Origin of the sequence: Cyanobium sp. Morenito 9A2 (genome assembly GCF_024345575.1) — a bacterium.
Classification (GTDB): Bacteria; Cyanobacteriota; Cyanobacteriia; order PCC-6307; family Cyanobiaceae; genus ATX-6F1.
The window spans coordinates 26,758-53,356 of the sequence record NZ_JAGQBJ010000015.1 but is presented as its reverse complement, the minus strand read 5'-3'; the positions used below and the strand labels follow the sequence as shown (position 1 = coordinate 53,356).

Below are 26,599 nucleotides of genomic sequence, written 5' to 3'. Positions count from 1 at the left end.
GGCGGCATCGACCCATCAACCAACCTGCTCGACTGACTGGCTGGCGCGGAGATCCCGATCAGCGAGCGCCATCACCACACCTGTGATCCCCCCCCCCCCCCGACGAGGGCCGGGCGCTGCCCTGGTCATCGGGCGCGGCGATCATCTACATCGACCTCGACTTCCAGCTCACCAACCCCATCGAGGCCACGTTTCAGATCCGCCTCTGGCTCACGGACAGCCACCGCTTTCTCCATGACGGGACCGCCTACATCCGCAGCCATGAGCTCTGGCGCCGCGCCGTGAACCCGCCGCGGACTGGCGACTCGAAGCCATGCACCCGGAATGGCCACCTCCCTCCAGAACCTGGCCTCCCTGGGGGCCAGCCGGGGGGAGAGAGCGAAGGCCAAGGCGCTTTCGACAAGGCGGAGCCCCTCCACCGGCGCAGCCTGGGCAACCTGGCGGAGCTGCTGGACCGACAGTGACGAATGGTCTGCACTGAGTCCAGGAACCAAGCCGACTCCGATGGAACCGATCAGCACCGATACACCTGTGAAGGAAGAAATCCAGCCCAACCCGTCCCCAGGGGAGGGACACCGATGGGCCTGCGACGTCACGGGATTTCGATTGACCGCAGCGAGGCCACGTCCCGCCCCAGAGCGCTCGGTTCGATGTTCCGGGTCTTTTTCTCAAGAGCAGCCCCCTCCAGCGTTGCTCCCGCTCTTCCGGCCGGTGGCGCTGCTGTTCTCCGTCGTGCTCTTGTTCGGATGGGGGAGGAGTCTTGCTGCCCCCACCAACGACTCGACCCTCATTCCAGCCGTCGTTCAGGGAAGCCGCTCAGCAGATCGGCGCAGCGATTCCACCCTGTCAGCCTCGGTTCTGACCTGGATTGTCGAGGCCCGATCGCTCCACGAGCGAGGGGCCTTCAAAGAAGCAGCCGAGCGCTGGGCACGGGTATTGGTCTGGATCGAGCGGACCCTCGGGCCTGACCATCCGTTCGCCGCCAACGCCCTGAGCAACCTGGCCTTCCAGCACCTCAGCGCCGGTGCCTTGAACCAAGCCGAACCTCTCTTTCGACGGGCCCTGTTGATCGTCGAGAGCACGCGGGGGCAGGAGCACCCCGACACAGCCGCCATTCTCAATAATCTCGGCGTGCTTTACAACAGTCAGGCCGCCCTGGGCAAAGCCCAGCCCCTGCTGGAGAGGGCCCTAACAATCCGGTCAAAGGTCTTGGGCCCTGAACACCCGGACACGCTCCAAACGCTCAACAACCTCGCCGGCCTGACACTCAACCGCGGAGCAGCCACCGAAGCGGAGCCACTGCTGCTCCGGGTGCTGGCCCTCCGCCGCCGCCTTCTGGGGGAGCTGAACCCCGACACCGCTCAGTCCTTCAACAACCTGGCCTCTCTCTACGAGCGTCAAGGCCAGTACGCCAGAGCCTTGCCCCATGCCATGGGCGCCCTGAGCATCTGGGAGCAAGTCCTCGGACCTGAGCACCCGCAAACCGCCATGGGCCTGAACAATCTGGCCATGCTGCATCTGCACCTCGGCGCCGACCAGCGCGCCGAACCCCTGTTGCTCCGAGCTCTCGCCATCCGCAGAACCGTGTTGGGGGAGAACCATCCCGACACACTGATGAGCCTCAACAACATGGCCTTTCTTCTGGAGCGCCGTGGTGCCTATGCCAGGTCGGAATCGTTCTACAGGGAGGCCCTGGCGATCAGCGAAAAGATCCTGCCGCCAGAGCATCCAGACCGAGCTCAAGTCCTCAACAACCTGGCTGCGTTGTACGACAGTTCCGGCCAGCCAAGCAAGGCCGTGCAACTGCTGCGCCGAGGCCTCGAGATTCAGACCCTCTACCTGCAGCGCGAAATCCCCCTACTGCCGGAAACTCAGCGCCTAAAGCTGATCAATGGACTCGATCCTGCCTGGGAGGTGAGCTTCTCCTACGCCGGTCGCCAGGGCGAAGGCACGGCCCTTGCGCTGTTTTCACGCCTCAACCGTCACGGCCTGCTGCAGGACATCGAGCGCCGTCAGGCGCTTCTCTCTCGTGAGCCAGGAGCGGCTCAGGAAACGGCTGACCGGCTGATTGCTTTGCTTAGGGAGCTGAGCAACCTGGCACTTGACCCGTCCCAGAGGCAGCTCCTCCTAGAAGAGCGCAACCGGCTCGAAAGCCAACTTTACCTCCAGTTACCAGCCCTCCAGCCACGCCTGGTCCAGAGCGACCAGGTGGCCAAAGCCCTGCCCGCCGATGGTGCCCTGGTCGAGTTCCAGCGCTATCGCCCCTTCGAAGGACGTCATTCCACAGGACGGCAATGGGGACCATCCCGCTATCTGGCGCTGATCCTGCTCCGCGGCAATGCCATCCATGCGGTCGACCTTGGACCGACCACACCCCTTGAGGATCTGATCCGCCAGGCCCTGGCCGTGAGTGAGAAGGGCGAACGACCCGCCGATCCCCTCTGGCAGCAGGTCTCCAACCTGGTGCTCGGCCCCCTCCTGCCCCAACTGAGCGGGTGGCGCCGCTGGTTCCTCTCCCCCGACGGGGAGCTCAACCGCCTTCCCTTCGCCGCCCTACCTGCCCCCGGCGCCCGGCCAGCCCAACCGGGCCAAAACCAACCGCGTCTCGCCGAAACCGTGCAGTTGCGGCTGCTCACCAGTGGTCGAGACCTGCTCAAAGCCACTGAACCCACCCCAGCGTCCGGTCGCTCCCTGGTGCTCGCCGCACCCGATTTCGGAGGCCCTGCCCCCTGGGCTCCGTTGCCCGCCACCCTGCAAGAAGGAGTGCGCGTGGCGGACCTGCTCGGGGCCACCTTGATCACGGGTACGGCGGCCACCCCCAGCACCCTCCAGCAGGCCCGCGGGCCCAGGGTGCTGCACGTGGCCAGCCATGGCTTCTTCCGCGAGCGCCAGGGGGCGACCTCCACCGCCGTTTCTCCCAACCGCGCCCAAGACAGTCCCCACGGGCAGCCCCTCGATTCACCCTCCATCGGCAGCGACCCCCTGCTCGACTCCGGCCTCGTGCTCGCCGGCGCCAACCGCAGCGGCCTGCCCAACCAGCCCAACGCCCCAGCCGCCTCCCCCACCACCCGCTCAGGCGCCTCCCCCGACGACGGCTACCTCACCGCCAAGGAGGCCGCCCAGCTCCAGCTCGACGGCACCCAGCTCGTCGTCCTCTCCGCCTGTGACACCGGTTCGGGCACCTCCCAGGGCGGGGAAGGGGTCTACGGACTCCAGCGCGCCCTCACCGTCGCCGGGGCGCGCTCCACCCTCCTCTCCCTCTGGAAAGTCGACGATGCCGCCACCGCACGCTTCATGCAGCGCTTCTACGACCTCCTCAAGGCCGGCAAGGGACGCATGGACGCCCTCGTCCAAGTCCAGGAGGAGTTCCGCACCAACCCGCCCGTCCGCGACTGGCGCGACCACAGGTACTGGGCCGCCTGGCAGCTCAGCGGGGATGACGCTCCCTTGCAGGGCTTGTGACGGGGCCGCTGCTGCGCCGCTGGAGGAACCTGGGGGCTCTGCTCAGTCTCTGGAGCCTGGTCGGGCTTCCGGCCCTGGCCGCACCCCAGCCCCTGCCGGCCCCGGTGCAGGCCTGGATCCAGCGGGCGAGCGCACTCCAGGCCAAGGGGTCCTACGCCGAGGCGGCCGCCCTCTGGGAGCAGGTGGTGGCCACCATGGAACGCGAGCGCGGGGCAGAGGACCCGGACACCCTGGCGGCCCTCAACAACGTCGCGGCCCTGAAGGTGAAGGCCAGCGCCTACGCCGGGGCCGAACCCCTCTACCTGCGGGTGCTCGCCGTGCGGGAACGGCGCCTGGGCCCCCAGAGCCCGCCTGTGGCCACCACCCTCAACAACCTGGCGGAGCTGTATTTCGTCCAGGGGCTCTATGACAAAGCCGAGCCCCTCTTCCGCCGGGCCCTGGCGATCCGGGAGAAGGCCCTCGGCCCCGGCCACCCCGACATCGCCCTGGCCCTCAACAACCTGGCCGCCCTGCTCGATGGCCGGGGGCTCCATGCCCGGGCCGAACCGCTTTACCGCCGGGCCCTGGCGATCCGGGAGAAAGCCCTGGGGCCAGACGATCCCGCCACGGCCAGCTCCCTCAACAACCTGGCCGCCCTGCTCGACGCCCAAGGGCTCTATGCGAAGGCCGAACCGCTCTACCGCAGGGCCCTGGCGATCCAGGAGCACAGCCTCGGCCCCGACCACCCCACCACCGCCACCACCCTCAACAACCTGGCCCTGGTGCTGGCCAACCGGGGGCGGCCGGAGCTGGCCGAGTCCCTCTTCCGCCGGGCCCTGGCGATCCGGGAGCAGGTGCTGGGCCCCACCCACCCCGAGACCGCCGTCACCCTCAGCAACCTGGCCCTGCAGCTACAGGAGCGGGGGCTCTATGCCGAAGCCCAGACCCTCTTCGAGCGCTCCGTGCGCAGCAACGAAGCGGCCCTCGGCCCCGACCACCCCAACACCGCCACCTCCTTGAACAACCTGGCCCTGCTGTTCGACACCCAGGGCCTGCTGTCCCAGGCGGAGCCGCTCTACCAGCGGGTGCTGGCCATCCGGGAACGGGTCCTCGGGCCCAACCATCCAGAGACGGCCAATGCCTTCAACAACCTGGCCGCCCTGGCCCGCAGCCGCGGCGCCCTGGCCCAGGCCGAAACGGGCTACCGCCGCGCCCTGGCGGTCCGGGAGCTGGCCCTGGGCGCCAACCATCCCGACACCGCCCTCTCCCTCGACAACCTCAGCGAACTTCTCGTCGAGCAGGGCCGCACCGGCGAGGCTGAACCCCTCGCCCGCCGGTCCCTGGCGATCCGCGAGCGGACCCTCGGAGCGCACCACCCCGTCACGGCCCGCTCGCTCAACAACCTGGCCGTCCTGCTCGAACGCCGGGGCGCCCTGGCCGAGGCGGAAGCCCTGCTTCGACGCTCCCTGGCAATCCGGGAGAAAGCCCTGGCACCCGACCACCCCGACACCGCCATCGCCCTGAACAACCTGGCCCTGCGGCTGGCGGAACGGGGCGCCGGCGCCGAGGCCGAACCCCTGTTGGAGCGGGCCCTGGCGATCCAGCAGGGGCGCCTGGGTCCGGAGCATCCCGACACCGCCCGCGCCCTGATCAATCTGGCGGTGCTCCAGGTCAACCGGGGGTCGGAGGAGAACGCCCTCACCCTGCTGCGGCGCGGCATCCTTGGCCAGACCCTGTTCCTTCAGCGCGAACTCCCCCTGCTGCCCGAGGCCCAGCGCCAGAACCAGATCCGCACGCTTGGCAACGCCTGGGAGGCCGCCTACACCTTCACCGGGCGGTCCCCTGGCGGCACCGCGCTGGCCCTGTTCACCCGCCTCAACCGCCACGGGCTGCTGCAGGACATCGCGCGCCGGCAGGCCCTGCTCGAGCGCGCCCCCGGCCCCCAGCGGGAGCTCAGCCGTCGCCTGGCCACCCTCACCAGCCGGCTGGCCAACCTCGCCCTCCCGGCTCCCCAGCGCGCCGCCCTGGCGGAGCGCTACCAGCAGCTGGAGCAGGAGCTCTACCGCCTGCTGCCCGCCCTGGCACCGCGCATTGTTTCCGCCGCCCAGGTGGCCCGGGTCCTGCCCGCCGATGGGGTGCTGATCGAATTTCAGCGCTACCGCCCCTTCGACGGCCGCCAACCGACCGAGCGTCGCTGGGGAGCACACCGCTATCTGGCCCTGGTGCTGCAGCCCTCTGGCACCTCCAGCAGCGTCGACCTGGGCCCCGCCGCCCTGATCGACCGATTGGTGGCCCAGGCCCTCGCCCGCGCCGAGCGCGGCATCGAGCCCGTCGAGCCCCTCTGGCAGCAGCTGGTCGACGCGCTCTTCGCACCTCTCCAGCGCCCCCTCAGCGGCCAGCGCCGCTGGTTCATCTCCCCCGACGCCGAACTCAACCGCCTGCCCTTCGCCGCCCTTCCCGCCCCGGGTCAGCCCAACCAACGGCTTCCCCAGGCGGTCCAACTGCGCCTGCTTACCAGCGGCCGCGACCTGCTCGAACCACCAGGGCCTGCGGCCAAGGGGGGTTCCGCCCGGGCCCTGGTGCTCGCCAACCCCGATTTCGGAGGCGTCTCACCCTGGTCAGCGCTGCCCTACACCGCTGGAGAGGGCCGGCAGGTGGCCGCCCAGCTCGGAGCCGAGCTCCTCGAGGGCAAGGCCGCCAGCACCGCCGCCCTCCAGGACGCCCGTGGCCCCCGCCTCCTTCACATCGCCAGCCATGGCTTCTTCCGCAACCCCAGCAGCCGGGGCGGGGATCCTCTGCTCGAGAGCGGCATCGTCCTGGCCGGTGCCAATGCCCCCGGGGCCCGCCGCGACGATGGCTACCTCACGGCCAAGGAAGCCGCCCAGCTGCAGCTCGATGGCACTCGCCTCGTCGTGCTTTCCGCCTGCGACACCGCCGCTGGCCGCTTCGAGAGCGGCGAAGGCGTCTATGGCCTGCAGCGGGCGCTCACGGTGGCCGGTGCCCGCTCCACCCTCCTTTCCCTCTGGAAGGTGGACGATGCCGCCACCGCGTATTTCATGGAGCGCTTCTACGCTCGCCTCAAGGCCGGCAGGGGCCCGATGGCGGCCCTCGTCGAGGTGCAGGAGGAATTCCGCTCCACCCCGAAAGTCCGCTCCTGGCGCGATCCCAATTACTGGGCCGCCTGGCAGCTCAGCGGGGATGACGCTCCCTTGCAGGGCTTGTGAGACGGCAACACACTGAACCTGCGCACCCCCTCCCGTCGTGTTCCAGCCCTCGATTCCCTGGTCCCTGATCACGGGTCTCCTGATCGCCTCCTGCGCCGGTGCGGTGGTCCCTGCGGTGGCCCAACCCGCCCCGGACCCTCCGGGAAACCTGGAGGCCAGCGTTCAGGATGTCGGTGGCCGCCTGCGCCAGGCCTGGACGAGTGATCCAGCCACCGCCTCCCTGGCCTGGCCCAGCCTGCGGCTGGTCGCTTCGGGCGGCGGACTGCTCGCCAGCTGCCCCAGCGCCCCGGGCGCCAGCACCGACACCACCGCCCTCTACTGCCCGGCCAGCGGCGAGCTGCTGCTCGATGGGAAGGGAATGGGCGGCGAGCAGGAGCGCTACGGCGCCTGGGGACTCGCCTACTGGATCGCCACCGGCCTGGGCCAGGCCTTCCTCGCCCGCCAGAGGGCCGGCACCGCCCCCGAGGGGCCGGCACGCAATCTCCAGGCCGTCTGTCTCGCAGGGGTGCTGCTGGATTCCAGCCCGGGACTCAGGCCCAGCACCCCCGCCCAGAAGCTTTCCCCGGCACGCACCGCCTACGGCAGCGCCGATGCGGCCCTGCAGGGCACCCGCAGCCAGCGGGCCTATGCCCTGCTCAGCGGCTTTGGCGCCACCGCCAGCCCCTGCACGGCGGCGGCCATGGACGGCCTGGCGAACGACCGTGTCAGCGATCCGAAGTTGCTGGCCGAGGTGGGCGTGGATCCCGGCAACAGGGCCCTCAGCAGCGTCAGCAACGCCCCGATCGCCTCCTGTCGTAAGCCCCTGCGCTGCCCCCGCCGGGTCGGTGAGGTCTTCTCCGCCGCCCGGCCCTGAGCGATGGCCGCGCCAGAGCAACCGCCCACGCCGACACCCCCCGCACCGGCAACAACCGCCCGAGCATCCAAGGATCCGGTTCCCTCCTGGGTTCGCTCGAACCTGCTGCACAACTGGATCCAGTCGATCGGCATCGTGGTGGCGGCCACCTGGGGGGCCTACACGTTCATCTGGAAGGAGATCCTGGTGCCGGACATGGCGCCCGCCAGCCTCAGCCTGAAGATCACGGTGAGCCCCAGCCGTCGGCTGCGGCCGACCCGGACGCCGGGGCAGGCCAATCTGGAACTTGACGTGGAGATCACCGCCTCCAATGCCAGCAGCCGCAGGCTGTACCTGCTCCCCAGCGTCTGGCAGCTGAAGGGAATCCGTCTCCATCAGGGGGGCGAGGATCCGGACTTCGCCGAACGGGCCACCGAGGTGCTGGTTCTGCTGGGACCCCAGGACCGGGCCGAGCGCTTCGCCCCCGCCGAACCCGGCCGCACCCTCTCCACCGGCTGGCTCTTCCTCGACGACGTGATCCACCCCGGCGAGACGTTGAGCCGCAACCTGCTGCTGCGACTGCCGGCCAAGCGCTTCGAGGCCGCCAGCTTCGATCTGCTGATCCCCGCGCTCACCCAGCCACCGAAACCATCCCTGTTCGGGGGCCGCGCCCTGCGCTGGTCCTATGACCCACGGGCGACGGCGGCCATGGAACTGGTGCCCAACCTCTGCCCCCGGGATCCTTCCCAGGATTGCGCTCCGATCAGCCTTGAGGCCCTCACCCGCCAGGTGAAGGCCTTCGATCCCAAGTCGATCTTCTTCAAAGCCACCCGGGAGGTGGCCCTGTAGCGGCCGAGCCACTCCCTAGGCCAGGGAGGGCAAGCGCTCAAAGGGCTGATCAAAGCCCACGCCGAGGCTCACCAGCAGGCCACCCTTGACGAACCAGCGCAGGCCCACCGGGAGCTGCTCGATGCCAAAGCCTGGCTGGCTTCTGAGGTTGAGGACCAGGTGCGCGTTGGGCTCGAAATCCTGACCCGCCATGAGCACAAGGCAAAGGCCTCCCGTGCTGAGATCGAGGATGTCGGCAGAGATCCAGGGGCTGATCGGCTCGCCCTGGGGGGAGGCGAGCGCCAGGCCGATGGGTCGGGTGACCTCGATCGGGCTGCGGAAATGTTCCCGGCGGTTGCCGAAATCGACGTCCGCCTGCGTGGCCCTGAGCGCAGTGCCGGCGGCCAGGGGCTCGCTGAGAACCTGGCAAGAGAGGCTTTGCTCGCTTTCCAGTGTGGACATCCCCGCACCTTTGAATGGTCGAGCCGGGGGGCCGATCATTTCCCTCACATTAATGGTGTCTCCCCATGGATGCACGTCAAGCCCTGCACCAATCCGAACCGTTTGCAGGCTTGACAGCCGCCCTCCCATCCCCCTCGATTCGTATCAACGGTCACCAGAGCGGTCCCCACCGCTGCCCATGATCACGACCTGCGCGGGGCGCCCATGTTCACGGACTACAAGCCACAGAAGGGCTACGACGAATACTTCAGTGCCACCGCCCAGCCCCGCAAGGCCCTCCAGCCCCTGCTCTCCTCCCTGGGTCAGCTGGGCCTCGATCAGCTCAACACCAGCCATGCGGCAGCCGGAATTCTGCTCAAGCGCCTCGGGGCCACCTTCCGCCTCAACGACGCGGACCAGAAGGGAGGTGAACGCATTCTGCCCTTTGATCCCCTGCCACGGCTGATCTCCACCAGCGCCTGGCAGCGGCTGGAAAAGGGCCTGATCCAGCGCCTGGAGGCCATCGATGCCTTCCTCGCCGATGTCTACGGGCCCCAGAAGATCCTTCAGGATGGTGTCATCCCGCGCGAGGACGTCGAGAGCTCCCAGGGCTGGCGGCCCCAGATGATCGGCTTCAAGCCCCCCCTGGGTCGCTGGTGTCATATCTCCGGTCTGGATCTGATCCGCGATGGTTCCGGCACTTGGAGGGTGCTGGAGGACAACCTGCGCTGCCCCTCCGGCGTGGCCTATTTCCTGGAGAACCGGCGCGTGATGAAGCGCATGTTCCCCAGCCTGTTCGTCGGGCGGGCTGTGCAGCCGATCGACGACTACCCCTCCCACCTGCTCCAGACCCTGCGGGAGCTGGCCCCCTGGACCGACACCCCCAAGGTGGTGTTGCTCACCCCCGGGGTGTTCAACAGCGCCTACTTCGAGCACAGCTACCTGGCCCAGCAGATGGGCATCCAGCTCGTGGAGGGCCGCGACCTGGTCTGCGAGGGCAACCGGGTGTGGATGCGCAGCACCGCGGGCCTGGAGGCGGTGGATGTCATCTACCGCCGCATCGACGATGACTTCCTCGATCCCGCCGTCTTCCGCGGCGATTCAATGCTGGGTGTTCACGGACTGATGGAGTCCTACCGGGCCGGACGGGTCGCGATTGCCAATGCCCCCGGCACCGGTGTTGCCGACGACAAGCTTATTTATGCGTATGTGCCGGAGATGATCCGCTACTACCTGGGCGAGGATCCGATCATCGAAAACGTCCCCACCTACATCTGTGCCCGCGACGACGACCGCGCCTACGTGCTCGCCCACCTCAAAGAGCTGGTGGTGAAATCAGTGGCTGAAGCCGGCGGCTACGGCATGCTGATCGGCCCCCATTCCAGCGCAGAGGAGATCCTCTCCTTCGCCGGGAAGATCCAGGCCGATCCCCGCAACTTCATTGCCCAGCCCACCCTGGAACTCTCCACCGTGCCCTCCTTGAGCGAGGGCGAGCTTTACCCCTGCCATGTGGATCTGCGCCCCTACGTGCTGCGCGGCAAGGGGGCCTGGGTGAGCCCCGGCGGCCTGACCCGCGTTGCCCTGCGCCGGGGCTCGCTGGTGGTGAACTCCTCCCAGGGGGGCGGCTGCAAGGACACCTGGATCGTGGACGAAGCCTCATGCTGAGCCGTGTTGCCGACTCGCTCTACTGGATCAACCGCAATGTGGAACGGGCCGAGAACATTTCCCGCTTTGTTGAAGTCAGTGAAGCGATGGCCCTGGACTGCCCCCCCGGCAGCGCCGAACCCTGGCTGCCGCTGATCGACGCCAGCGGCGAGCGGGAACTGTTCGACAAGCTCTATCCCCAGGGGCAACCCGACGATGTGGTGCGCTTCCTGGTGCGGGAAGAGGCCAACCCCAGCAGCATCGTCAACTGCATCGGGGTGGCGCGGGAGAACGCCCGCCAGATCCGCGAGGTGATCACCACCGAGATGTGGGAGCAGATCAACGACATCTACTGGATCCTGCTGGAAAGCGACCGCTTCTGGAACCAGCCGCTGCAGGAGCAGCTGCGGGAAGTCCGCCGCGCCTGCCAACTCTTCTATGGCATCTCCGATGCCACCTTGAGCCGCGATTTGTCGTGGCACTTCAGCCGCCTGGGCCGATTGATCGAGCGCGCCGACAAGACCAGTCGCATCCTCGATGTGAAGTACTTCCTACTGTTGCCCAGCCCGGAGGAGGTGGGCGGAGTGCTGGATGAGCTGCAGTGGATCGCCCTGCTGCGCTGCACCGGGGCGTACCAGATGTTTCGCCAGGCCCAGCAACAGGGGATCAGCCCCAAGGCCGTGGCGGCGTTCCTGCTGCTCGATCCGATCTTCCCCCGTTCGGTGCGCTACTGCCTGGAGGGGATCAACCGCGCCCTGGGGGTGATCCGTGGCACCCCCGTGCCCGGCCCCCCCGATGATCTGGAATCCCTCGGCGGCCTGATGCTGGCCTCCTGGAGCTACGTGCGGATCGATGAACTGATGGCCCAGGGGCTCCATGAGGCCATCGATCGCTTCCAGAGCGATCTCAACCAGCTGCACGGGCAGATCGACGAGCGCTACTTCGTCAGGCCCACTCCCTCCACCCCCAGTCCAGCGGAGCCGGCATGCGCGCCCGACTGAGCCACACGTTCAGCTACAGCTACAGCGCGCCGGTCCAGCTCGGCCCCCATCGGCTCTGCCTCAAGCCCCGCGGCCATGGCTTCCAGCGCCTGATCAGCTTTGGGGTGCGCCTGTCTCCCGAGCCCAGCCGCTTCTGGCCCCTGGTGGCGGCCAGCGGTGATGAAATCCTGCGCGCCTGGTTCCTGGGCCACACCGAGAGCTTCGAACTGCAGTCGATCAGCGAGGTGGAGACCCAGATGCCGCCCCCCCTGGAGCAGTGCCTGGAGTACGACGGTCTCGCCCTGCCCTATCCCGTGGGCCATCTCAACGGGGATCTGATGGGCAGCCTCGAGGGCTGGCTCCCCAATGGGCAGCACGATCCTGCCGCCGTGGAACTTGCCCAGGAGGCCCTGATGGGCAGTGATCAGCGGGCGCTGATGTTCTTGAGCCAGTTGGTGGAGACGATCCAGGACAGAGTCAAGTACACCCAGCGCCACAGCGGTCCGGCCTGGCCCGCCGGGCGCACCCTCAAAGAGCGCGTGGGCTCCTGCCGCGACCTGGCGATGCTGATGGTCGAGGCCTGCCGCTGCGTGGGGCTGCCGGCCCGCTTCGTCAGCGGCTACCACCTGGTGGAACCGGCCCCCGAGCGCTACGACCTGCACGCCTGGGCGGAGATCTACCTGCCCGGGGCCGGGTGGCGCGGCTTCGACCCCAGCGGCATGGGCCCCATCGATGACCGCTACATCCCCCTGGCCACCTCTTCGAAACCCGACCTCACAGCCGCCGTCAGTGGCAGCTATTCCGGTCCACCGGGTGTGAAGAGCACATTCGACTGGTCGATCACAGCCGAGGTCCTCGACGAGACTTCCCTGGTGATGTTGATCGAACCGAGCCTCAGCCGATGACCCTCGCCGGCAACCCGATCCAGTCGAACCTGGCCGAGGAGGTCAACCGGCGCCTGGTTCGCATCATGGCGTTGGTGGGTCTGCTCGGGAGTGCTCTGATCGCGGCCTCCACCGGCACCCTGGCCCTGATCGCCGCCAACCGCAACATCGTGCGCCAAAGCGATCAAATCAGCGCCGCGATCAGCACCTTTCTGCAAGCCGAGCAAAATGGAGGGAAGCAACAGCGGATGGTGCAGCTGTACCGCAGCCAGCCGCTCAGCTCCGACGCCGACATGCTCGATCAACTGGTGGTCTTCGATGGGCGGGGTCGGGTGCTGTTGAGCTCAAGGCCCTCCCTGCTGGGACAGTCACTCAACGACCTTCTCGACAAAGGAGCCTTGGGAGCCGGCGCCGATCCAGCCACCCTGCGCTGCTTCACCCAGCCCAGCTCGGGGTGCCGTCTGGCGGACCGTTCCTTTCACCTGCCGTGGCAGAGCACCCAGACGGAGTGGCGGGTGCTCAAGCCCCTCAGCTTCGACGCCAGTCCGCGGGAGCAGCGGTACCTCGTGCTGATGACCTTCAACTCGGAGGCCACCAACCTCCTGGTGTTTCAGCAGGTTGTCTTGCTGGCGAGCCTGAGCATCCTGATCCTGGGCAGCCTGCTGACCGTGCTGACCCTGACCCTCAAGCAGAGCCTGCTTCCGGGCTTGCACAGGGTGGCGGAAACTGATGGGCTCACAGGGCTGGCCAACCGCCGCACCTTCATGGAGATCAGCGAGAAGATGCTCAACCGCGGCCTCGATGAAGGCCTGCCCTTCGTGCTCACGGTGATCGACATCGACTTCTTCAAACGCATCAACGACACCCACGGCCATGTCTGTGGCGACGCGGTGCTCAGGGGGGTGGCCCAGCAGATCCGCTCATCGCTGCGGGGACGAGATCTGGTCGGCCGGCTCGGGGGCGAGGAATTCGGCCTGCTTCTGCCCAGCACCAGCGCCATGGCCGATTCGATTCTTGAGCGCGTGCGCCGTCAGGTGGAAGCCTCCTCAATCGATTGGGAGGGAGAATCCGTGCGCGTGACGATCAGCCTGGGGGCTGCCAGCAGCGAGCGTCTGGACCATCAGCTCGATCACCTCTATGCCGCCGCCGATACGGCCCTCTATGGCGCCAAGGAGGAGGGGCGGAACCGGGTGCGCTGGGCGACGGTGCCGAACCCAGATTCCAGCGCCGCCACCAGCCCACCGAAAACCCCGCGAGCCGAACGCCGATGACCTCACCCCCCTGGCTCGCCGGGTCCCTGGCGGTCGCCCGCGAGATCGACCGGCGCCTGAGCGCCGCCGGCGTGCAGCTCACCCTTGGTGGTGAACCCACCTACGTTCCCAACCGGCCGGAAGGGGCCGAATGGAGCGTGGCCGCCGATGGCCCCACCAAGCTCGGTTACGCCAAAGCCCTGGGCCAGGAGCTGCAGCGACGGGTCTGGCCCGAGAGCACCTTGATCTATTGCCCCGGCAAGCGCTACGACGGCGAGGTGAACCCCCGCTGGGCCCTGCGCCTGATCATCGGCGCCAACGGTAAGCCGATCGTGCGCTGGCCCCAGGACGGGGGCTCCGAGGATGACGCCACGGCCCCAGGGCCCCTGCTCGAGGCCGACGCCCTCACCTTCCTGGAGTCCATCGGAACAGCCCTGGGCTGCGGCCTGCGGCCTTTGGCCTTGCGCGACACCCTCGATCCAGATCGGCGGGTCTGGGCCGCCCCCTTGTGCCACCACGACCTTGAACTCGATCCAGAGGCCCCACCGGGCTGGGAAGCGTCCGAATGGCCGCTCGACGACTCCTTGAGGGAGTTGCTGCCCGCCGCAGGTCCGGCGGGTCTCCGCTTGCCGCTGCAGCACTTCCCCGAGGGGGTGCTGCGCCAGGTGCTCACCCTGGAGGTGCACCCTGGTGGCTGGAGCTTGTTCCTGCCGCCCCTGGCCCGGGAGCCTCTGGAGCAGTTGCTGCGACTGATTGCCGCAGCCAGCGCCGGCCACAGCCAACCCGCCCTCAGTGGCGTGCTCCCCCTCGACATCACGGGGCACTGGCAGGTGCTTGGCCTGACCGCCGATCCCGGCGTGCTTGAGGTGAACCTGCCCGTCTGCGCCAACTGGGAGGCCTACGCCGGCTGGATGGCTGAACTGGAAGCGGCGGGGGCGACGGTGGGCCTGCGCTCCTGGAAGGACGACGAAGGCCACGTGGTCAGCACCGGCGGAGGCAATCACCTGCTCTGGGGCGGCCCCGATCTGGAGACGAACCCCTTTTTCAGCCGCCCGCGCTGGCTGGTGGGGGTGCTGCGCTTCTGGCAGCGCCATCCGAGCCTGGCCTATCTGTTCAGCAGCCCCTCGGTGGGCCCCGCCTCCCAGGCCCCGCGGCCCGATGAGGGAAGTGCCTCCTGGCTCGATCTGGAACTGGCCCATGGCGTGCTTGAAACCCTGCCGGAGGGCGACCAACGGGTGCTGATCAGCGAAACCCTCCGCCACCTCCATGCCGATCGCAGCGGCAACACCCACCGCAGCGAGATCAGTCTCGACAAGTTCTGGAACCCCGCCTGGGCCGCCGGCTGCCAGGGGTTGATCGAGTTCCGGGCGATCGAGACCCTCCCGACCGCCGAAGCGATGGCGACGATCGCCCTGCTCTGGAGCGCCCTGGCGGTGCACCTGCTCGAGCCACGGAATCGACCAGAGGCGATGCAGCCCTTCGGCCCCCGGCTCCACGACGAAACGATGCTGCCCAGCGCCCTCCTGGCCGACCTGGAAGGCCTGTTGGCGCGGCTGGCGGCCGATGGCCTCAGGCTTGATCCCAAGCCGTTCCGGACGATCTGGGAAAGCCATTGCCCGCGGCTGCTGGCTTGGCAGCAGGGGGCAGCAACGCTGGAGATCCGCCGGGCCCGGGAGGCCTGGCCGCTGCTCTGTGACACGCCTGTGGAAGGAGGCAGCACCAGCCGCTTCGTCGACAGTTCCCTGCGCCGCTTTGAGCTGATCAGCAACGGGGCCTTCCGCGAGCGGTTCGGGGTGGTCTTGAACGGTCGACCCCTGCACCTGGGGGCAGGCCCCGTGGCCGTGCGTTACCGCCAGGATCAGCTCTACCCCTGCCTGCACCCGGCGATCGCTCCCCATCTCCCCCTCGCGCTCTCGATCCTGGACACCGCTACGACGACGCTGGCGGGCCATTGGACGCTGACCTGCGAGCGCGACGGTTTCAAGAGTGCCGCCATCGCCGATCCTGCCATCGCCATCCCATGGCTGAGCGCCGCCCCCTGGCGCGTCGCCAACCCCGGGGAAGTCACCGTGGATCTGCGCCTGGAGCCCCTGCCAGGCTGAGCCACCCCCCGGCCGTGGTTGGGAGCCCAGGGGCTCCGCCAGGCGCTACCAGGTCACCCCGTGCAGCTTCGGCAGCGGCGCCGTGCGGGACGTGGTGGCGAACAGGCGCGGGATGCGGCTACTGTTGTACACACGGAACTCCCTCACCAGGCTGGCCCCCTCCTCCCGCACCGCCTGGTTGAGCACCAGGGAGCCATTGGGGTCAGAGACCGAGCGGTGGAAGGTGCCGGGCGGGATGCGGAGGATGTCACCTCCCATCTCCAGGCGCACGATGTGGAAGGGATAATTCCAGCCCAGGTTCACCAGATAAAAGGTGCGGCCACCCTGCATCGCCAGCAGGTTGTCCTCCTGGTGCGGGTGCAGATAGAACTGCCAGGCGCCGGTCTCGGGGTCGTCCGGGGGGCTGACCGCCGGTCCGGTGTGGACCACCAGATCACGGGCATTGGAGGTGGGCACGGTGATATCGAAGAAGCGCACCGCCGGGGTGTCGCGGAACTTCTCGTAGGGGATCAGCTCGAACATGGGCGCCGGCCGCGGCGCGCGCTGGGCAGGATCCTGGAGCAGGCCGGAGTTGGGCATGGGAAGCTCCCTTCCGTTACTGAAAGGTTAAGTCGTCCCACATAAACGAAAGGCACCTCCCCCAGGGAGTCCAGTTCGCTACCGAACGGGCAAGATTCCCCCGTTCGCAGCCGGTGTCGCAAGTGGCGTCACCCGCCATCCGTCTACCCCCAGGGACGTTGCTTCAATGAACAGCTCACCGTGCCCGAGCCCGCCGTGCCCTCCCTGCGTGCGTTTCTGTCACCGCTTACGGCCTTGCTGCTGCTGGCGGGCCAGGGCTTGAGCCCCCTGGCCGCCGGTGCCCAGTCAAGCCTGCCGATCCGCTCCAACCAGCGCCGACCCACCGTCTCGGTGCCCGACTTCAAGAACAACGTGACGGCAGGCACCTGGTGGTGGCAGGGGCCCGTGGCCCAGGACCTGGCCGCCGCCCTGGCCAACGAACTCCAGGCCACCGGTGATCTGCAGGTGGTGGAGCGCCGCAACCTCAAAGAGGTGCTCTCCGAGCAGGAGCTGGCCGAACTGGGCATCGTGCGCAAAGGCACGGGCAGTTCCGCCGCCCAGAAAAGCCAGATGACCGGCGCCCGATACATCGTGCTCGGCACTGTCAGCTCCTACGACAGCAACGTGGAGAGCAAGGGCTCCGGCAGCAACTTCGGCCTGATGGGCGTGGGCACCGCCAAGGAGCAGCTGGAAACCAAGGACTACGTGGCGATCGACATCCGGGTGGTGGACAGCAGCACCGGCGAGGTGGTGGGCTCCCGCACCGTGGAGGGCCGGGCCAGCAACGCCGCCGAAGCCCAATCAACCGGGGTCAGCCTGCTGCCGGCCGCGGCCCTGGCCCTGCTGCTGGCCCCCAACATGGGGCGCACCGGCCAGGTGCTCACCGGCGCCGCCGGCACGCTCAACTTCGGCAACCGCAACAGCCAGAGCCAGCGCACGCCGGCCGCCAAGGCGCTGCGGGCCGCCCTGATCGATGCTTCCAGCTACGTGAGCTGCCTGCTGGTGCCCAAGCCCGGCTGCCTGGCCGCCTTTGAGGCCCAGGAGCAAGAGCGTCGCGAGCGCACCAGGGGGGTGCTCAAGCTGGACTAGATCACCGTTCGCCCACCCGCCGACCCCGTGCCCTTCGTGATGTCCCCCCAGGTCGGCAGCCAACGGCTGCCCAGCCGTACGGCACTGGCGCTCCTGGGGCTGACCCTGCTGGCCATCGGCGGCAATCAGCTGGAGCTCTCGCCCTTCTTCGGGTTGAGGCTTCAGCTGGGTTCGATCGCGGCGGTGTTCGCCTTGCTGCGCTATGGCTGGTGGGGGCTGACCGTGGGCGTGGCGACGGCCCTGGTCAGTGCCCAGCTCCGGGGCGTGCCCGCGGCGGCGATCATCTACAGCCTCGAACTGCTTTGGCTGCAGCTGTATCTGGTCCACTTGAACGGCGGCAAGCGCAACGCCGACAACGGCCGCCTCCTGCTCGCCGACATCGGCTATTGGCTGGTGGTGGGCCTCCCCCTGGCCACCTTTCTCTTTGGACGGCTGGCCACCCTCGAACAGACCAATCTGCTGACGATCGCCCTGGGCCAAGCCGTCAACAGTGTCATCAACACCACCATTGGCTTCACTCTCTTCCTGGCTGCCAAGCACTGGTTCCCGCGCCTAACCGGCGTCAAGGGCGTCTCGATCCGGGGCATCACCATGGGGGCGATGCTGCTGGCGATCACGATCCCGGCGCTGTTGATCACCTCCCTCCACTCGCGCAACCTTCAGGGCAGCGTGGAGCAGGGGCAATTCGCGAAGTTGGGCCTGATCAGCTCCACAGTCGCCAGCCTGCGGATCAGTGAACTCGCGGAGCTCAGCGCCAGCCTGCCCAAGGGCGAGCAACGGATCGACATTCAGCGCTTGGATCTCCAAGGGAATGTGTTCGAGACAGCTCCGGAGCTGTTCCGGCAGCTGGAGCGCAATGACCAACCTGCCGAGGAACGGGCGACGCAACGGCCCGGCCTCACCCTGTTGCTGCCGCCGAAAAAGGCGCCACTGACCGCCCGGCTGATGGAGGCCTATTGGCTGCGCGAAACGCGGATTCATCACCGCCATCCCCTCACCCCCGACGTGATCATTCGGGTGGTCGAACCCGCGCGCTCCACGGTGCTCCAGCTGCAGCGACAGAGCCTCGAATCGGCCGCTCTGCTGGCCTGGGTGATCCTGATCGGATCCCTGCTGAGCGAATGGTTGAGCCGCAGCCTGGATGGTCAGTTCAGCAAGGTGATGGCGCCGATCTTCCGGCACCAGGCCCGGGCGGGCGCCCACGATCCCAGAGTTGAAACCTCGTACACGATGCCGACCCTGGCCACCTCGTTCATCCGTGAACTGAACGGCATGGTCAAGCTGATCAACAACCGCATCGGCCGCGTCAATCGCCTCACCGCCTACCTGGAGGACAGCAACCGGGCCCTGGATGCCTCAAAGCAGGAGCTGGAACTGCTCAGCACCACCGATCCGCTCACCGGCTGCTTCAACCGACGGGAACTGATGCGCCGGCTCAACGAAGAGATACTGCGGGTGAGTCGCCAGGGCGGTGATCTGAGCTTCCTCTGCTTCGACATCGACCACTTCAAGGCGGTCAACGACACCTACGGCCATCCCATGGGAGATGCGGTGCTGCGCAGTCTTGCCGATGTGGTGCGCAGCCGGCTGAGGGCCTCCGACTGCTTCTGTCGCAGTGGCGGTGAAGAATTTGCGCTCGTCCTGCCCGTCTGCGATCCAGAGGCAGCCCGGGGCTATGGGGAGTTGCTGCGCCTCAGCGTGGCCAGCCACACCACCCATCACAACGGCCAGGCCGTGAAGGTCACCTTGAGCATCGGGATCGCCAGCTTCCGCCCCGACGACGACGCCGACCAGCTGATGGCCCGCTGTGACCAGGCCCTCTACAGAGCCAAAGAAACGGGACGTGATCAGGTGGTGGTGGCCCCCTGAAGCGGGGAAAGCCACTCAGAACGGAATCGGCATCTCGGCATCGGCCGGCGGAGGGGCGCATTCCGGCACCCGCTGCTCCACCACCTGACCGATCACCACCACTGAGGGGGAGCCAAAGTCCTCAGCTTCCACCCGGTCCGCCAGCTCCCCCAGCACCGTCACCAGCTGGCGCTGGCCGAGCACTGTGCCCTGCTGGACGACAGCGGCGGGGGTGGCGGCCCCCAGGCCTCCCGCCATCAGCTCCTCGCAGATCCGGCGCAGGTTGTGCAGACCCATGTAGATCACCAGCCCGTCGCTGCTGCGGGCCAGACCGCGCCAGTCGACCCCGGGGCGCCCCTTGTCGATCTCCTCATGCCCGGTCACGAAGGTGACCGAGGAGCCCGCCCGGCGATGGGTGATCGGGATGCCCACATAGGCCGGCGCCGCGATGCCGGCGGTCACCCCGGGCACCACTTCCACCGGCACCCCATGGCGCACCAGATGGGCCGCCTCTTCGCCACCGCGGCCGAACAGGAACGGGTCGCCGCCCTTGAGCCGCACCACGGAGCGGTGCCGCTGGGCCAGCTCCACCAGCACGGCGTTGGTGCTGGGCTGGGGCACCGAATGGTGGCCCCGGCGCTTGCCCACGAAGTGGCGCTCGCAATGCTCCGGCGTGAGCTCCAGCAGCGTCTGCGGCACCAGGGAGTCGTAGACGAGGGCATCGCACGCGCATAGGAGCCGATGGGCCTTGAGCGTGAGCAACTCGGGATCCCCGGGACCTGCCCCCACCAGGTACACCTTGCCGGGGATCGACTCGCTCATGGCAAGTCGCCCAGCACATCCAGCAGCAGCGCTCGGAAACGGGGGCGCTGCAGCAGGGGCGGCCCGAGCAGAGCGCCCAGGCTGTCGGTGAGTCGGTTGGCCGCCAGGGTGAGGGGCAGGGCTCCAGTGGGGATCGTCAGCGTCAACGCCTCCAGATCTGCCGCACTGTATGGACTGGCCACGCAGATCGCCCCGGTGACCTCGCTCAGATGGCGCAGGTAGCGCTGCCCCAGGGCGCCCTCGACGGGGTGATGCAGCAACCGGGGCGACTCCGGGCCACTGGACACCGGGGTCCCCTGGGCCTGCTCGGCCCGTTCGGCCAGTTCAGCCCTGAGGGCCCGCTGCCAGGCGGGCCAGGCCCCCAGAAACGGCAGCCGCCGCAGCGGCCCCGCCTGGCGCCAGGCGGCGGCGATCACCGGCACGTCGTGGCGCACATGGCCGCCGGGCAGCAGCAACAGCGGCACCAGCAGCCAAGGGGGGCGGATCCCCTCAGCCGTGCCCGCCGGTGCTGCCACTGCCGTTGCTGCTGTGAGGGCGTGGAAGCGCACCGGGGCCCCACGGCGGTGCTCCAGGACCTCGGCCAGCTCCAGCAGCTCGGGCGGAATCACCCCCTCCGAGCGCCCGTGCACCACCAGCAACAGGGGACTGGCCGCCGCTGCCGCCAGACGCCTGTGCAGGCGAGCACCCACGGCGGGATCCAGGGGCCGGCGGGCCAGACGCGCCAGGCCGGCGCGGCCAGCGGGAAGACGGGCCAGCAGATCCACGGCCTCGGCGGCCAGGGTGCCGTCGAGATCCTGGGCCAGCCGCTCCAGGAGCTGACGCAGGGGGGCGAGGGGCCAGGCGCTCAACCCCACCGCCAGCCCTTCGAGCGCTCCCCGGCGCAGGGCCCTCGGCCCTGGGTCACCGGCCAGCCGCGCCAACAAAGGGAAATCGTCGCCATCCCGCTGCAGACCCAAGGGCGGCAGCAGGGCCGCCAGCAGGGGGAGGTCAGCGTTCTCCAACTTCTCCACCGCCAGGCGCAGGGCCCGGGCGCAGGCGGGGTGGCGCCGGCGGCCGATCAGGGCCAGCTGTTCCGCCTCTCCGGGCGCCCCGAAGCGGGACCCGCCGGGGCCATGGTCATTGAGCCAGCCAACCAGCAGTCGTGCGGCATCGGCCCCCTCCAGCCGGTCGGCCAGCACCGCCAGCAGGTCAGTCTCGGGGGCGAGGGATCCCGCCTCCAGCGCCCGCAGCCAGGGCTCCAGCTCGCTGGGCTCCAGGCGCCGCAGCTGCTGCAGCATCGGCCAGCGGCCGCCATCGCCGGGGGGCGGCAGGAGGGCGGGGAGCGGCGGATCCTTGGGGGCGCCGTTCAAGGAGCTGTGCACGCGCTCAGGAATCGCCCACCCCCAGCCAGGAAGGCCCACACCTTGGCACCCCTCCAGCGCCAGCGCTGGTTCCCTGGCGGGGGCTGCATCGAAGGCCGGGGGCCCGTTGACCGATGGCGCCTCATTGGTAGCCATCGCTACGTTTCATGTGCTGGTGGCGGTGGGGCCTGAACCTCGGTGGCGGCGTGAGTAGCACTGGGACAGGACTGAGCTGGACGGGCGCCATGGCTGGGAACCAAACCGTTGTTGGGACCACAGGATCGAGGGCCTGCCCCCAGCTCAGCTTCACGGACTTGAAGGAACGGCATCTGGTATGGCTGCTGGTGCGGCAACTGGGCCATGGGCAGTTCGAGCGGGCTGATGCCGCCCTCAGCCAACGGCTCTGGCAGGAGGTGGCGGCCCTTGGGATCGATCCCGAGCGCATCTGTGCCTTGCTCTACGGCGGCCACGACCTGGGCGACCAAGGGGCGCTTGAGGAGCTGGACCGCAGCTTTAGCCAGAGGTGCCGACCCAAGCTCAGCAGCAGGCGCGGGCCACGGGGCTGGCTCCCGGGACGCCCAGGCCGCTCCCTCAAAGGGGCTGCGTTCGCCGCCGGGCCCCGAAGCGCTCCACCAGCAGCGCCTCAAGCACATCGGGCAGCTGGCTGAGCGGAACGGGCGTTTCGTGCACTTCGCCCAGGCGGGGATCCCCCGCCATGGAGCCGTCCAGGAAGATCTTGACCGCTTCCACCATCTGGCCCTCCAGGCGGGCTTTGGCACCCATCAGACCGATTTCGCCCATGTAGGGCTGCCCGCAGGCGTTGGGGCAGCCGGTCCAGTGGGTGCGCACCCCATGGGGCAGCTCCAGCCGTTGCTCCAGTTCATCGACCACGGCCTGGGCCGTGCTCTTGGTGGGGATGAGCGCAAAGCTGCAATAACGGTTGCCGGTGCAGCTCACCGCTTCGGCCTGCAGGGGCCCCGGGGTCACCTGGAAGCGTTCCAGCAGGGGCTCCTCCAGCAGGGCCTCCAGCTGGCCCTGGGGCACATGGGCGATCAGGACGTTCTGGCTTTCGCTCAACCGCAGTTCACCTGTGCCGTGCTCCCTAGCCAGGCGGGCGAGCTCCACCATGTCGGCGGCCTCCAGCCGGCCCATCGGCACGTGCAGGCCAACCCAGTGGAGGCCCTCCTGCTTCTGGCCATGGACCCCACAGATGTCCCGCGGGGCCCGGTCCACCAGGTGGGAACCGTCGTGGCCTGGCACCGCCGCCGCTGCCGCCGCACCGGCGAACTCGCCGTAGGTGCCCAGCACCTCGCTGCGATAGCGCTCGAGGCCGAGGGCATCGATCAGATACATCAACCGGGTCTTGTTGCGGTTGGTGCGATCTCCCTGGCGCTCGTAGTGACGCAGCACCGCGAGGCTGAACTCGGGCAACTGATCGCCTCGCAGCCAAACACCGAGCGGGATGGCCAGCTCGTTGCGCTGGGCCGAGAAGAACCCCCCCACCATCACGGTGAAGCCGAGTTCGTCGCCGCGATAGGCCGGCAGGAAGGCCAGATCGTTGTGGAGCAGGAAGCTGTCGGGCGCGCCCCCTACAGCCACATTGAACTTGCGCGGCAAGTTGCGGGGGCCATCGGGCCCGAGCAACGCCTCCTGGATAGCGTCGACCAGGGGGCGGGTGTCGACGAACTCCTCCGGATCAATCCCCGCCAGGGGATTGCCGGTGATGTTGCGGGGGTTGTCGTGGCCGGACTGCCGGCTGGTGAGGCCCACGGCCTCCATCGCCGCCACCAGGGGCGCCATGTCTTCGAGCAACAAGCCCCGCAGCTGCAGGTTCTGGCGGGTGGTGATGTCGGCACTGCCATGGTCGCCGCAGCGGTCCAGCACCTCGGCCAGCACCTCGAGCTGGCTCGCCTGGATCAGCCCATTGGGGAGCCGCAGCCGCACCATGAACCGACCGGGGGTCACCGGCCGGAAGAAGATCCCCAGCCACTTCAGATGAATGGTGAGGGTGGCTTCGTCGAGGGATTCCCAGCCGGCTTGACCCAGCTCGGCCAACCGGGGCTGGAGATCAAGGCCGCAGAAGTCGGCCTTGGCCTGCTCCACTTTGTTGCGCTTGGCCGGAGTGCCGGGGGAGGGGGCTGTGATGGGGGTTGTCACGGAGCGGCGCTGGGGCCAGTCATTCTTGGGGACAATGTTTCAGGGGGCGCGCCCAGCACTTGTCGCAACCATCACTCAAGGCCATCAAGGGGAGCCACCCCTCTGAGCTGGAGCGACGGCCGGCGATGGCGGCCCCTGGCCTGCGCTTCCGTGAGTTGCTTGCCAAAGTGGGCAGTGGCGAGCACACCAGCACGGGCCTGAGCCGGGGCGAGGCCCGTGAGGCGATGGACCTGATGCTGGCTGGCGAAGTGGGGGAAGCCCAGCTCGGCGCCTTCCTGATCGCCCATCGGATCCGGCGGCCTTCGCCGATCGAGCTCACCGGCATGCTCGACAGTTACCGCGCCCATGGTCCGGTGTTGCGCAGTCCGGGCCGCAGGCCGCTCTGCTTCGGGGTGCCCTACGACGGCCGCAGCCGCACGGCGCCCCTGGTGCCCATGGTGGCGCTGTTGCTGGCGGCCAGCGGCCAGCCGGTGGTGCTCCACGGCGGCGATCCGATGCCGGTGAAGTACGGAGTCACCCTCGCCGAGCTGTTTGCGGTGCTGGGGATCGAGTGGCGGGGTCTGCCGCTGGCGGCGGTGCAGGCGCGGCTCGATGATCACAACCTGGCCCTCACCCACCAGCCCCTGCACTTCAGCGCCGCCGATCGCCTCCGGCCGGTGCGCGACGCGATCGGCAAGCGTCCGCCGGTGGCCAGCCTGGAGCTGCTCTGGACACCCCACCAAGGCGAGCACCTGCTGGTGAGTGGTTTCGTTCACCCCCCCACCGAGAGCCGGGCCTGGGAAGCCCTCGCCGCCGCAGGGGAAACCGACCTGCTCACGGTCAAGGGGCTGGAGGGCTCCACCGATCTGCCCACCACCCGCGCCGGCATCACCGCCCGGGTGCGCCAGGGGGTGGTGGAACGGCTGATCCTGCACCCCCGCGACCACGGCATCGCCAGCGAGGAGGTGCGCTGGGAGTCGCTCGAAGCCTGGGGCACGCAGGCCCGCCAGGCCTTGGTGGGGGAGGGGCCCCTGGCGGAGGCCCTGGTCTGGAACCTGGGGGCGCTGCTGTGGCTTTCGGAGGCCTGCTCAGGCCTGGAGGAAGGGGTGCAGCAGGCCAGGGCCCTGCTGGCCGCCCGGGCCGGCGAGCGCCTGCGGGCCGCCCTGGCGGAGGTGCGCTGAATGGCACCGGGGGCTGAGGGGCTGCACGCGCGCGATTTCGCCTTCGAGGCCGACTTCGCCTCCAACCTGCGCTGCATTCCGATGGCGGTGCGGCGCAAACTCGATCTGGCGGGGGTGAAACTGAAGCTCAGCCATTGGCTGGCGCTGCCGGAGCCGGAACGGCACACCCTGGTGGAGTGGCCCGACGACCCCGGCGCGATCACAGACCTGCGCCGGCATCTGCTGGCTCGCACGGCCGCCCTGGCGGACGGGCCCGCCCGCCCTATGCCCCCCGCCAGAGACGAGCCCTGGCAGCAACGGGGCAGCGTGCCCGAGGCCGTGCTGGCCGCCTGCATTGCCCTGGGACTGCGGCTCGATGACGTCGACTGGGCCGGGCTCGACGAACTGCAACGCTTCGTGCTGGTGAAGCTCAGCCAGCCAGGGCATGAACACCGCAACCTGGCCGCCGCCGTTGCCGAATTCCTGACCGACCCGGGCCGTCCGTAACAATCGTCACCCTGCGGGCCTGCTTCACGTGGTGATGTTTAGACGTTGGTCAGCTTGAGCGCCAACACGATCCTTGATCCATCGGCACTGGTCGCCGCGTTCTGAAGCCAGTCCGATCGCGCGCGTCCTTCCGGCCCTGGCCGCCAAGGGAAAGTCATGCCGCCCACCACTGCTGTTTCGCCTGCCTCCGTGCCTGCCGCCTCCATGCCGCCTCTCTCCCGTCGATCCTTCCTGATTCGCACCAGCCTCTCCACCGCCTGCCTGGGACTCTCCCTTGGGATGGCCGGCACCGGGCTGCTGGCACCCCTGGCGGCCCAGGCGGCGCCCGGCAAACCGGAAACCACCGAGGTGGACCTCGGCTTCATCGCCCTCACCGATGCCGCACCGTTGATCATCGCCAAGGAGAAGGGCTTCTTCGCCAAGCAGGGGATGACCGGGGTGACGCTCAAGAAGCAGACCTCCTGGGCCGTCACCCGCGATAACTTGGAGCTCGGCAGCAGCAAAGGCGGCATCGACGGCGCCCACCTGCTCACCCCGATGGCCTACCTGCTCACCACCGGGGCGATCGCCAAGAGCAAGCAACCGGTGCCGATGAACATCCTCGCCCGCCTGAACGTGAATGGCCAGGGCATTTCGCTCTCCAATGCGTTCCTCAAGGACATGTTCACAGTCAAGTCTCCGGGCCTGAGCAAGGCTGTGGCCAAGAAGAACGCCACGGGTGACAAGTTCAAGGCCGCTGTCACCTTCCCCGGCGGCACCCACGACCTCTGGATGCGTTACTGGCTGGCGGCCAACGGCGTCGATCCCAACAAGAATGCCGACCTGGTGGTGATCCCACCGCCGCAGATGGTCGCCAACATGCAGTCGGGAACCATGGACACCTTCTGCGTGGGCGAACCCTGGAACGAGCGGCTGGTGAACAAGAAACTCGGCTATTCCGCCCTGATCACCGGCGAGCTCTGGAAAGACCATCCCGAGAAGGCCTTCGCCCTTCGGGCCGACTGGGTCAAGAAGAATCCCAACGCTGCCCTACGCCTGCTGATGGCCGTTCAGCAGGCCCAGAAATGGTCTGACAACCCCTCCAACACCAAGGAACTGGCCACGATCCTTGCGCAGGACAAGTACGTCAAAGCGACCGTGGACGACCTGCTGCCCCGTCTCAGGGGGGACATCGACTACGGCACCGGCAGGGTGGTTAAGAACAGCCCGTTGAAGATGAAGTTCTGGGCTAACAACGCCTCCTTCCCCTACAAGAGCCACGACACCTGGTTCGTGACCGAGGACATCCGCTGGGGCTACCTGCCCAAGGGCACCAACATCAAGGGCCTGGTGGCGAAGGTGAACCGCTCCGACCTCTGGCGCGCCGCCGCCAAGGCCAACGGCTACAAGGAGATCCCCAGCGGCGATTCCCGTGGAGTGGAGGTCTTCTTCGACGGCGTCAAGTTCGATGCCGCCAACCCCCAGGCCTACCTCAAGGGCCTGAAGATCAAGGCCCTCAAGTAGGCCTGCCTGG

The 26,599-nt window shown here is 68.4% G+C and carries 19 protein-coding genes; 14 read left to right on the top strand and 5 right to left on the bottom strand.

Annotated features, from left to right (window positions below; all coding sequences use genetic code 11):
* The first annotated feature begins 690 nt into the window (after positions 1-690).
* From KBY88_RS14490 to KBY88_RS14475, 4 genes are read left to right on the top strand one after another with little or no spacing between them, the layout of a single operon-like run.
* Positions 691-3,462 carry a CHAT domain-containing tetratricopeptide repeat protein gene (locus KBY88_RS14490; protein WP_254940652.1) on the top strand — a complete coding sequence of 924 codons (2,772 nt, stop codon included), beginning with the start codon at positions 691-693 and terminating at the stop codon, positions 3,460-3,462.
* On the top strand, positions 3,459-6,665 hold the full coding sequence (locus KBY88_RS14485) for a tetratricopeptide repeat protein (protein ID WP_254940651.1): 3,207 nt from the start codon (positions 3,459-3,461) through the stop codon (positions 6,663-6,665). The genes KBY88_RS14490 and KBY88_RS14485 overlap by 4 nt, the downstream gene beginning before the upstream one ends.
* A 37-nt stretch (positions 6,666-6,702) precedes the next feature.
* Positions 6,703-7,518: a hypothetical protein gene (locus tag KBY88_RS14480; RefSeq protein WP_254940650.1), complete on the top strand. Its 816-nt coding sequence runs from the start codon at positions 6,703-6,705 to the stop codon at positions 7,516-7,518.
* 3 nt (positions 7,519-7,521) lie between these two features.
* Positions 7,522-8,346, top strand: a complete 825-nt coding sequence (locus tag KBY88_RS14475) for a hypothetical protein (RefSeq protein WP_254940649.1) — start codon at positions 7,522-7,524, stop codon at positions 8,344-8,346.
* Between the two features lie 15 nt (positions 8,347-8,361).
* Here the strand turns inward: KBY88_RS14475 and KBY88_RS14470 are convergent, their stop codons facing one another.
* Positions 8,362-8,787: a PilZ domain-containing protein gene (locus tag KBY88_RS14470; protein ID WP_254940648.1), complete on the bottom strand. Its 426-nt coding sequence runs from the start codon at positions 8,785-8,787 to the stop codon at positions 8,362-8,364.
* 204 nt (positions 8,788-8,991) lie between these two features.
* Here KBY88_RS14470 and KBY88_RS14465 point away from each other — a divergent pair, with 204 nt between their 5' ends.
* Genes KBY88_RS14465 through KBY88_RS14445 form a run of 5 tightly spaced genes read left to right on the top strand, consistent with a single transcriptional unit; the run spans position 8,992 to position 15,626 of the window.
* Complete coding sequence (locus KBY88_RS14465) at positions 8,992-10,431, top strand: circularly permuted type 2 ATP-grasp protein (protein ID WP_254940647.1); 1,440 nt, start codon at positions 8,992-8,994, stop codon at positions 10,429-10,431.
* A complete protein-coding gene (locus tag KBY88_RS14460) occupies positions 10,425-11,411 on the top strand; it encodes an alpha-E domain-containing protein (RefSeq protein WP_254940646.1) in 987 nt (328 codons plus the stop codon). The genes KBY88_RS14465 and KBY88_RS14460 overlap by 7 nt, the downstream gene beginning before the upstream one ends.
* Positions 11,396-12,295: a transglutaminase family protein gene (locus tag KBY88_RS14455; protein WP_254940645.1), complete on the top strand. Its 900-nt coding sequence runs from the start codon at positions 11,396-11,398 to the stop codon at positions 12,293-12,295. Before KBY88_RS14460 ends, KBY88_RS14455 begins: the two co-directional genes overlap by 16 nt.
* A complete protein-coding gene (locus KBY88_RS14450; protein ID WP_254940644.1) occupies positions 12,292-13,545 on the top strand; it encodes a sensor domain-containing diguanylate cyclase in 1,254 nt (417 codons plus the stop codon). The genes KBY88_RS14455 and KBY88_RS14450 overlap by 4 nt, the downstream gene beginning before the upstream one ends.
* Positions 13,542-15,626, top strand: coding sequence for a transglutaminase family protein (locus tag KBY88_RS14445; RefSeq protein WP_254940643.1), 2,085 nt, complete (start codon positions 13,542-13,544; stop codon positions 15,624-15,626). The genes KBY88_RS14450 and KBY88_RS14445 overlap by 4 nt, the downstream gene beginning before the upstream one ends.
* 45 nt (positions 15,627-15,671) lie before the next feature.
* Here the strand turns inward: KBY88_RS14445 and KBY88_RS14440 are convergent, their stop codons facing one another.
* Positions 15,672-16,148: a redox protein gene (locus tag KBY88_RS14440; protein WP_254940667.1), complete on the bottom strand. Its 477-nt coding sequence runs from the start codon at positions 16,146-16,148 to the stop codon at positions 15,672-15,674.
* 237 nt (positions 16,149-16,385) lie between these two features.
* Here KBY88_RS14440 and KBY88_RS14435 point away from each other — a divergent pair, with 237 nt between their 5' ends.
* Both KBY88_RS14435 and KBY88_RS14430 read left to right on the top strand, forming a co-directional pair.
* Entirely contained in the window at positions 16,386-17,273 is an 888-nt protein-coding gene (locus KBY88_RS14435) for a CsgG/HfaB family protein (protein ID WP_254940642.1), read from the top strand.
* 39 nt (positions 17,274-17,312) lie between these two features.
* A complete protein-coding gene (locus tag KBY88_RS14430; RefSeq protein WP_254940641.1) occupies positions 17,313-19,142 on the top strand; it encodes a GGDEF domain-containing protein in 1,830 nt (609 codons plus the stop codon).
* A gap of 15 nt (positions 19,143-19,157) precedes the next feature.
* Here KBY88_RS14430 and cobA read toward each other — a convergent pair whose 3' ends face one another.
* The 3 genes from cobA to KBY88_RS14415 form a co-directional block, all read right to left on the bottom strand.
* Complete coding sequence (gene cobA / locus KBY88_RS14425) at positions 19,158-19,943, bottom strand: uroporphyrinogen-III C-methyltransferase (RefSeq protein WP_254940640.1); 786 nt, start codon at positions 19,941-19,943, stop codon at positions 19,158-19,160.
* On the bottom strand, positions 19,940-21,304 hold the full coding sequence (locus KBY88_RS14420) for a CbiX/SirB N-terminal domain-containing protein (protein WP_254940639.1): 1,365 nt from the start codon (positions 21,302-21,304) through the stop codon (positions 19,940-19,942). Before KBY88_RS14420 ends, cobA begins: the two co-directional genes overlap by 4 nt.
* 570 nt (positions 21,305-21,874) lie before the next feature.
* Positions 21,875-23,440, bottom strand: a complete 1,566-nt coding sequence (locus KBY88_RS14415; protein ID WP_254940638.1) for a ferredoxin--nitrite reductase — start codon at positions 23,438-23,440, stop codon at positions 21,875-21,877.
* Positions 23,441-23,565: 125 nt separating this feature from the next.
* On the opposite strand from KBY88_RS14415, the gene KBY88_RS14410 reads away from it, so the two are divergent.
* The 3 genes from KBY88_RS14410 (at position 23,566) to KBY88_RS14400 (ending at position 26,589) form a co-directional block, all read left to right on the top strand.
* Positions 23,566-24,600, top strand: a complete 1,035-nt coding sequence (locus tag KBY88_RS14410; RefSeq protein WP_254940666.1) for an anthranilate phosphoribosyltransferase family protein — start codon at positions 23,566-23,568, stop codon at positions 24,598-24,600.
* Positions 24,601-25,086 (top strand): nitrate reductase associated protein, encoded by a 486-nt coding sequence (locus tag KBY88_RS14405; protein ID WP_254940637.1) that lies wholly within the window; start codon positions 24,601-24,603, stop codon positions 25,084-25,086. It begins immediately after the preceding gene.
* Positions 25,087-25,290: 204 nt separating this feature from the next.
* A complete protein-coding gene (locus KBY88_RS14400; protein ID WP_254940636.1) occupies positions 25,291-26,589 on the top strand; it encodes a CmpA/NrtA family ABC transporter substrate-binding protein in 1,299 nt (432 codons plus the stop codon).
* Positions 26,590-26,599 lie beyond the last annotated feature (10 nt).

Excerpts from the sequence above, each read along its gene's own strand:
- KBY88_RS14475 (WP_254940649.1), top strand. The coding sequence starts at position 7,522 with ATGGCCGCGCCAGAGCAACCGCCCACGCCGACACCCCCCGCACCGGCA.
- KBY88_RS14470 (WP_254940648.1), bottom strand. The coding sequence starts at position 8,787 with ATGTCCACACTGGAAAGCGAGCAAAGCCTCTCTTGCCAGGTTCTCAGC.
- KBY88_RS14465 (WP_254940647.1), top strand. The coding sequence starts at position 8,992 with ATGTTCACGGACTACAAGCCACAGAAGGGCTACGACGAATACTTCAGT.
- KBY88_RS14460 (WP_254940646.1), top strand. The coding sequence starts at position 10,425 with ATGCTGAGCCGTGTTGCCGACTCGCTCTACTGGATCAACCGCAATGTG.
- KBY88_RS14455 (WP_254940645.1), top strand. The coding sequence starts at position 11,396 with ATGCGCGCCCGACTGAGCCACACGTTCAGCTACAGCTACAGCGCGCCG.
- KBY88_RS14450 (WP_254940644.1), top strand. The coding sequence starts at position 12,292 with ATGACCCTCGCCGGCAACCCGATCCAGTCGAACCTGGCCGAGGAGGTC.
- KBY88_RS14445 (WP_254940643.1), top strand. The coding sequence starts at position 13,542 with ATGACCTCACCCCCCTGGCTCGCCGGGTCCCTGGCGGTCGCCCGCGAG.
- KBY88_RS14440 (WP_254940667.1), bottom strand. The coding sequence starts at position 16,148 with ATGTTCGAGCTGATCCCCTACGAGAAGTTCCGCGACACCCCGGCGGTG.
- KBY88_RS14430 (WP_254940641.1), top strand. The coding sequence starts at position 17,313 with ATGTCCCCCCAGGTCGGCAGCCAACGGCTGCCCAGCCGTACGGCACTG.
- cobA (WP_254940640.1), bottom strand. The coding sequence starts at position 19,943 with ATGAGCGAGTCGATCCCCGGCAAGGTGTACCTGGTGGGGGCAGGTCCC.
- KBY88_RS14410 (WP_254940666.1), top strand. The coding sequence starts at position 23,566 with ATGGCGGCCCCTGGCCTGCGCTTCCGTGAGTTGCTTGCCAAAGTGGGC.
- KBY88_RS14405 (WP_254940637.1), top strand. The coding sequence starts at position 24,601 with ATGGCACCGGGGGCTGAGGGGCTGCACGCGCGCGATTTCGCCTTCGAG.
- KBY88_RS14400 (WP_254940636.1), top strand. The coding sequence starts at position 25,291 with ATGCCGCCTCTCTCCCGTCGATCCTTCCTGATTCGCACCAGCCTCTCC.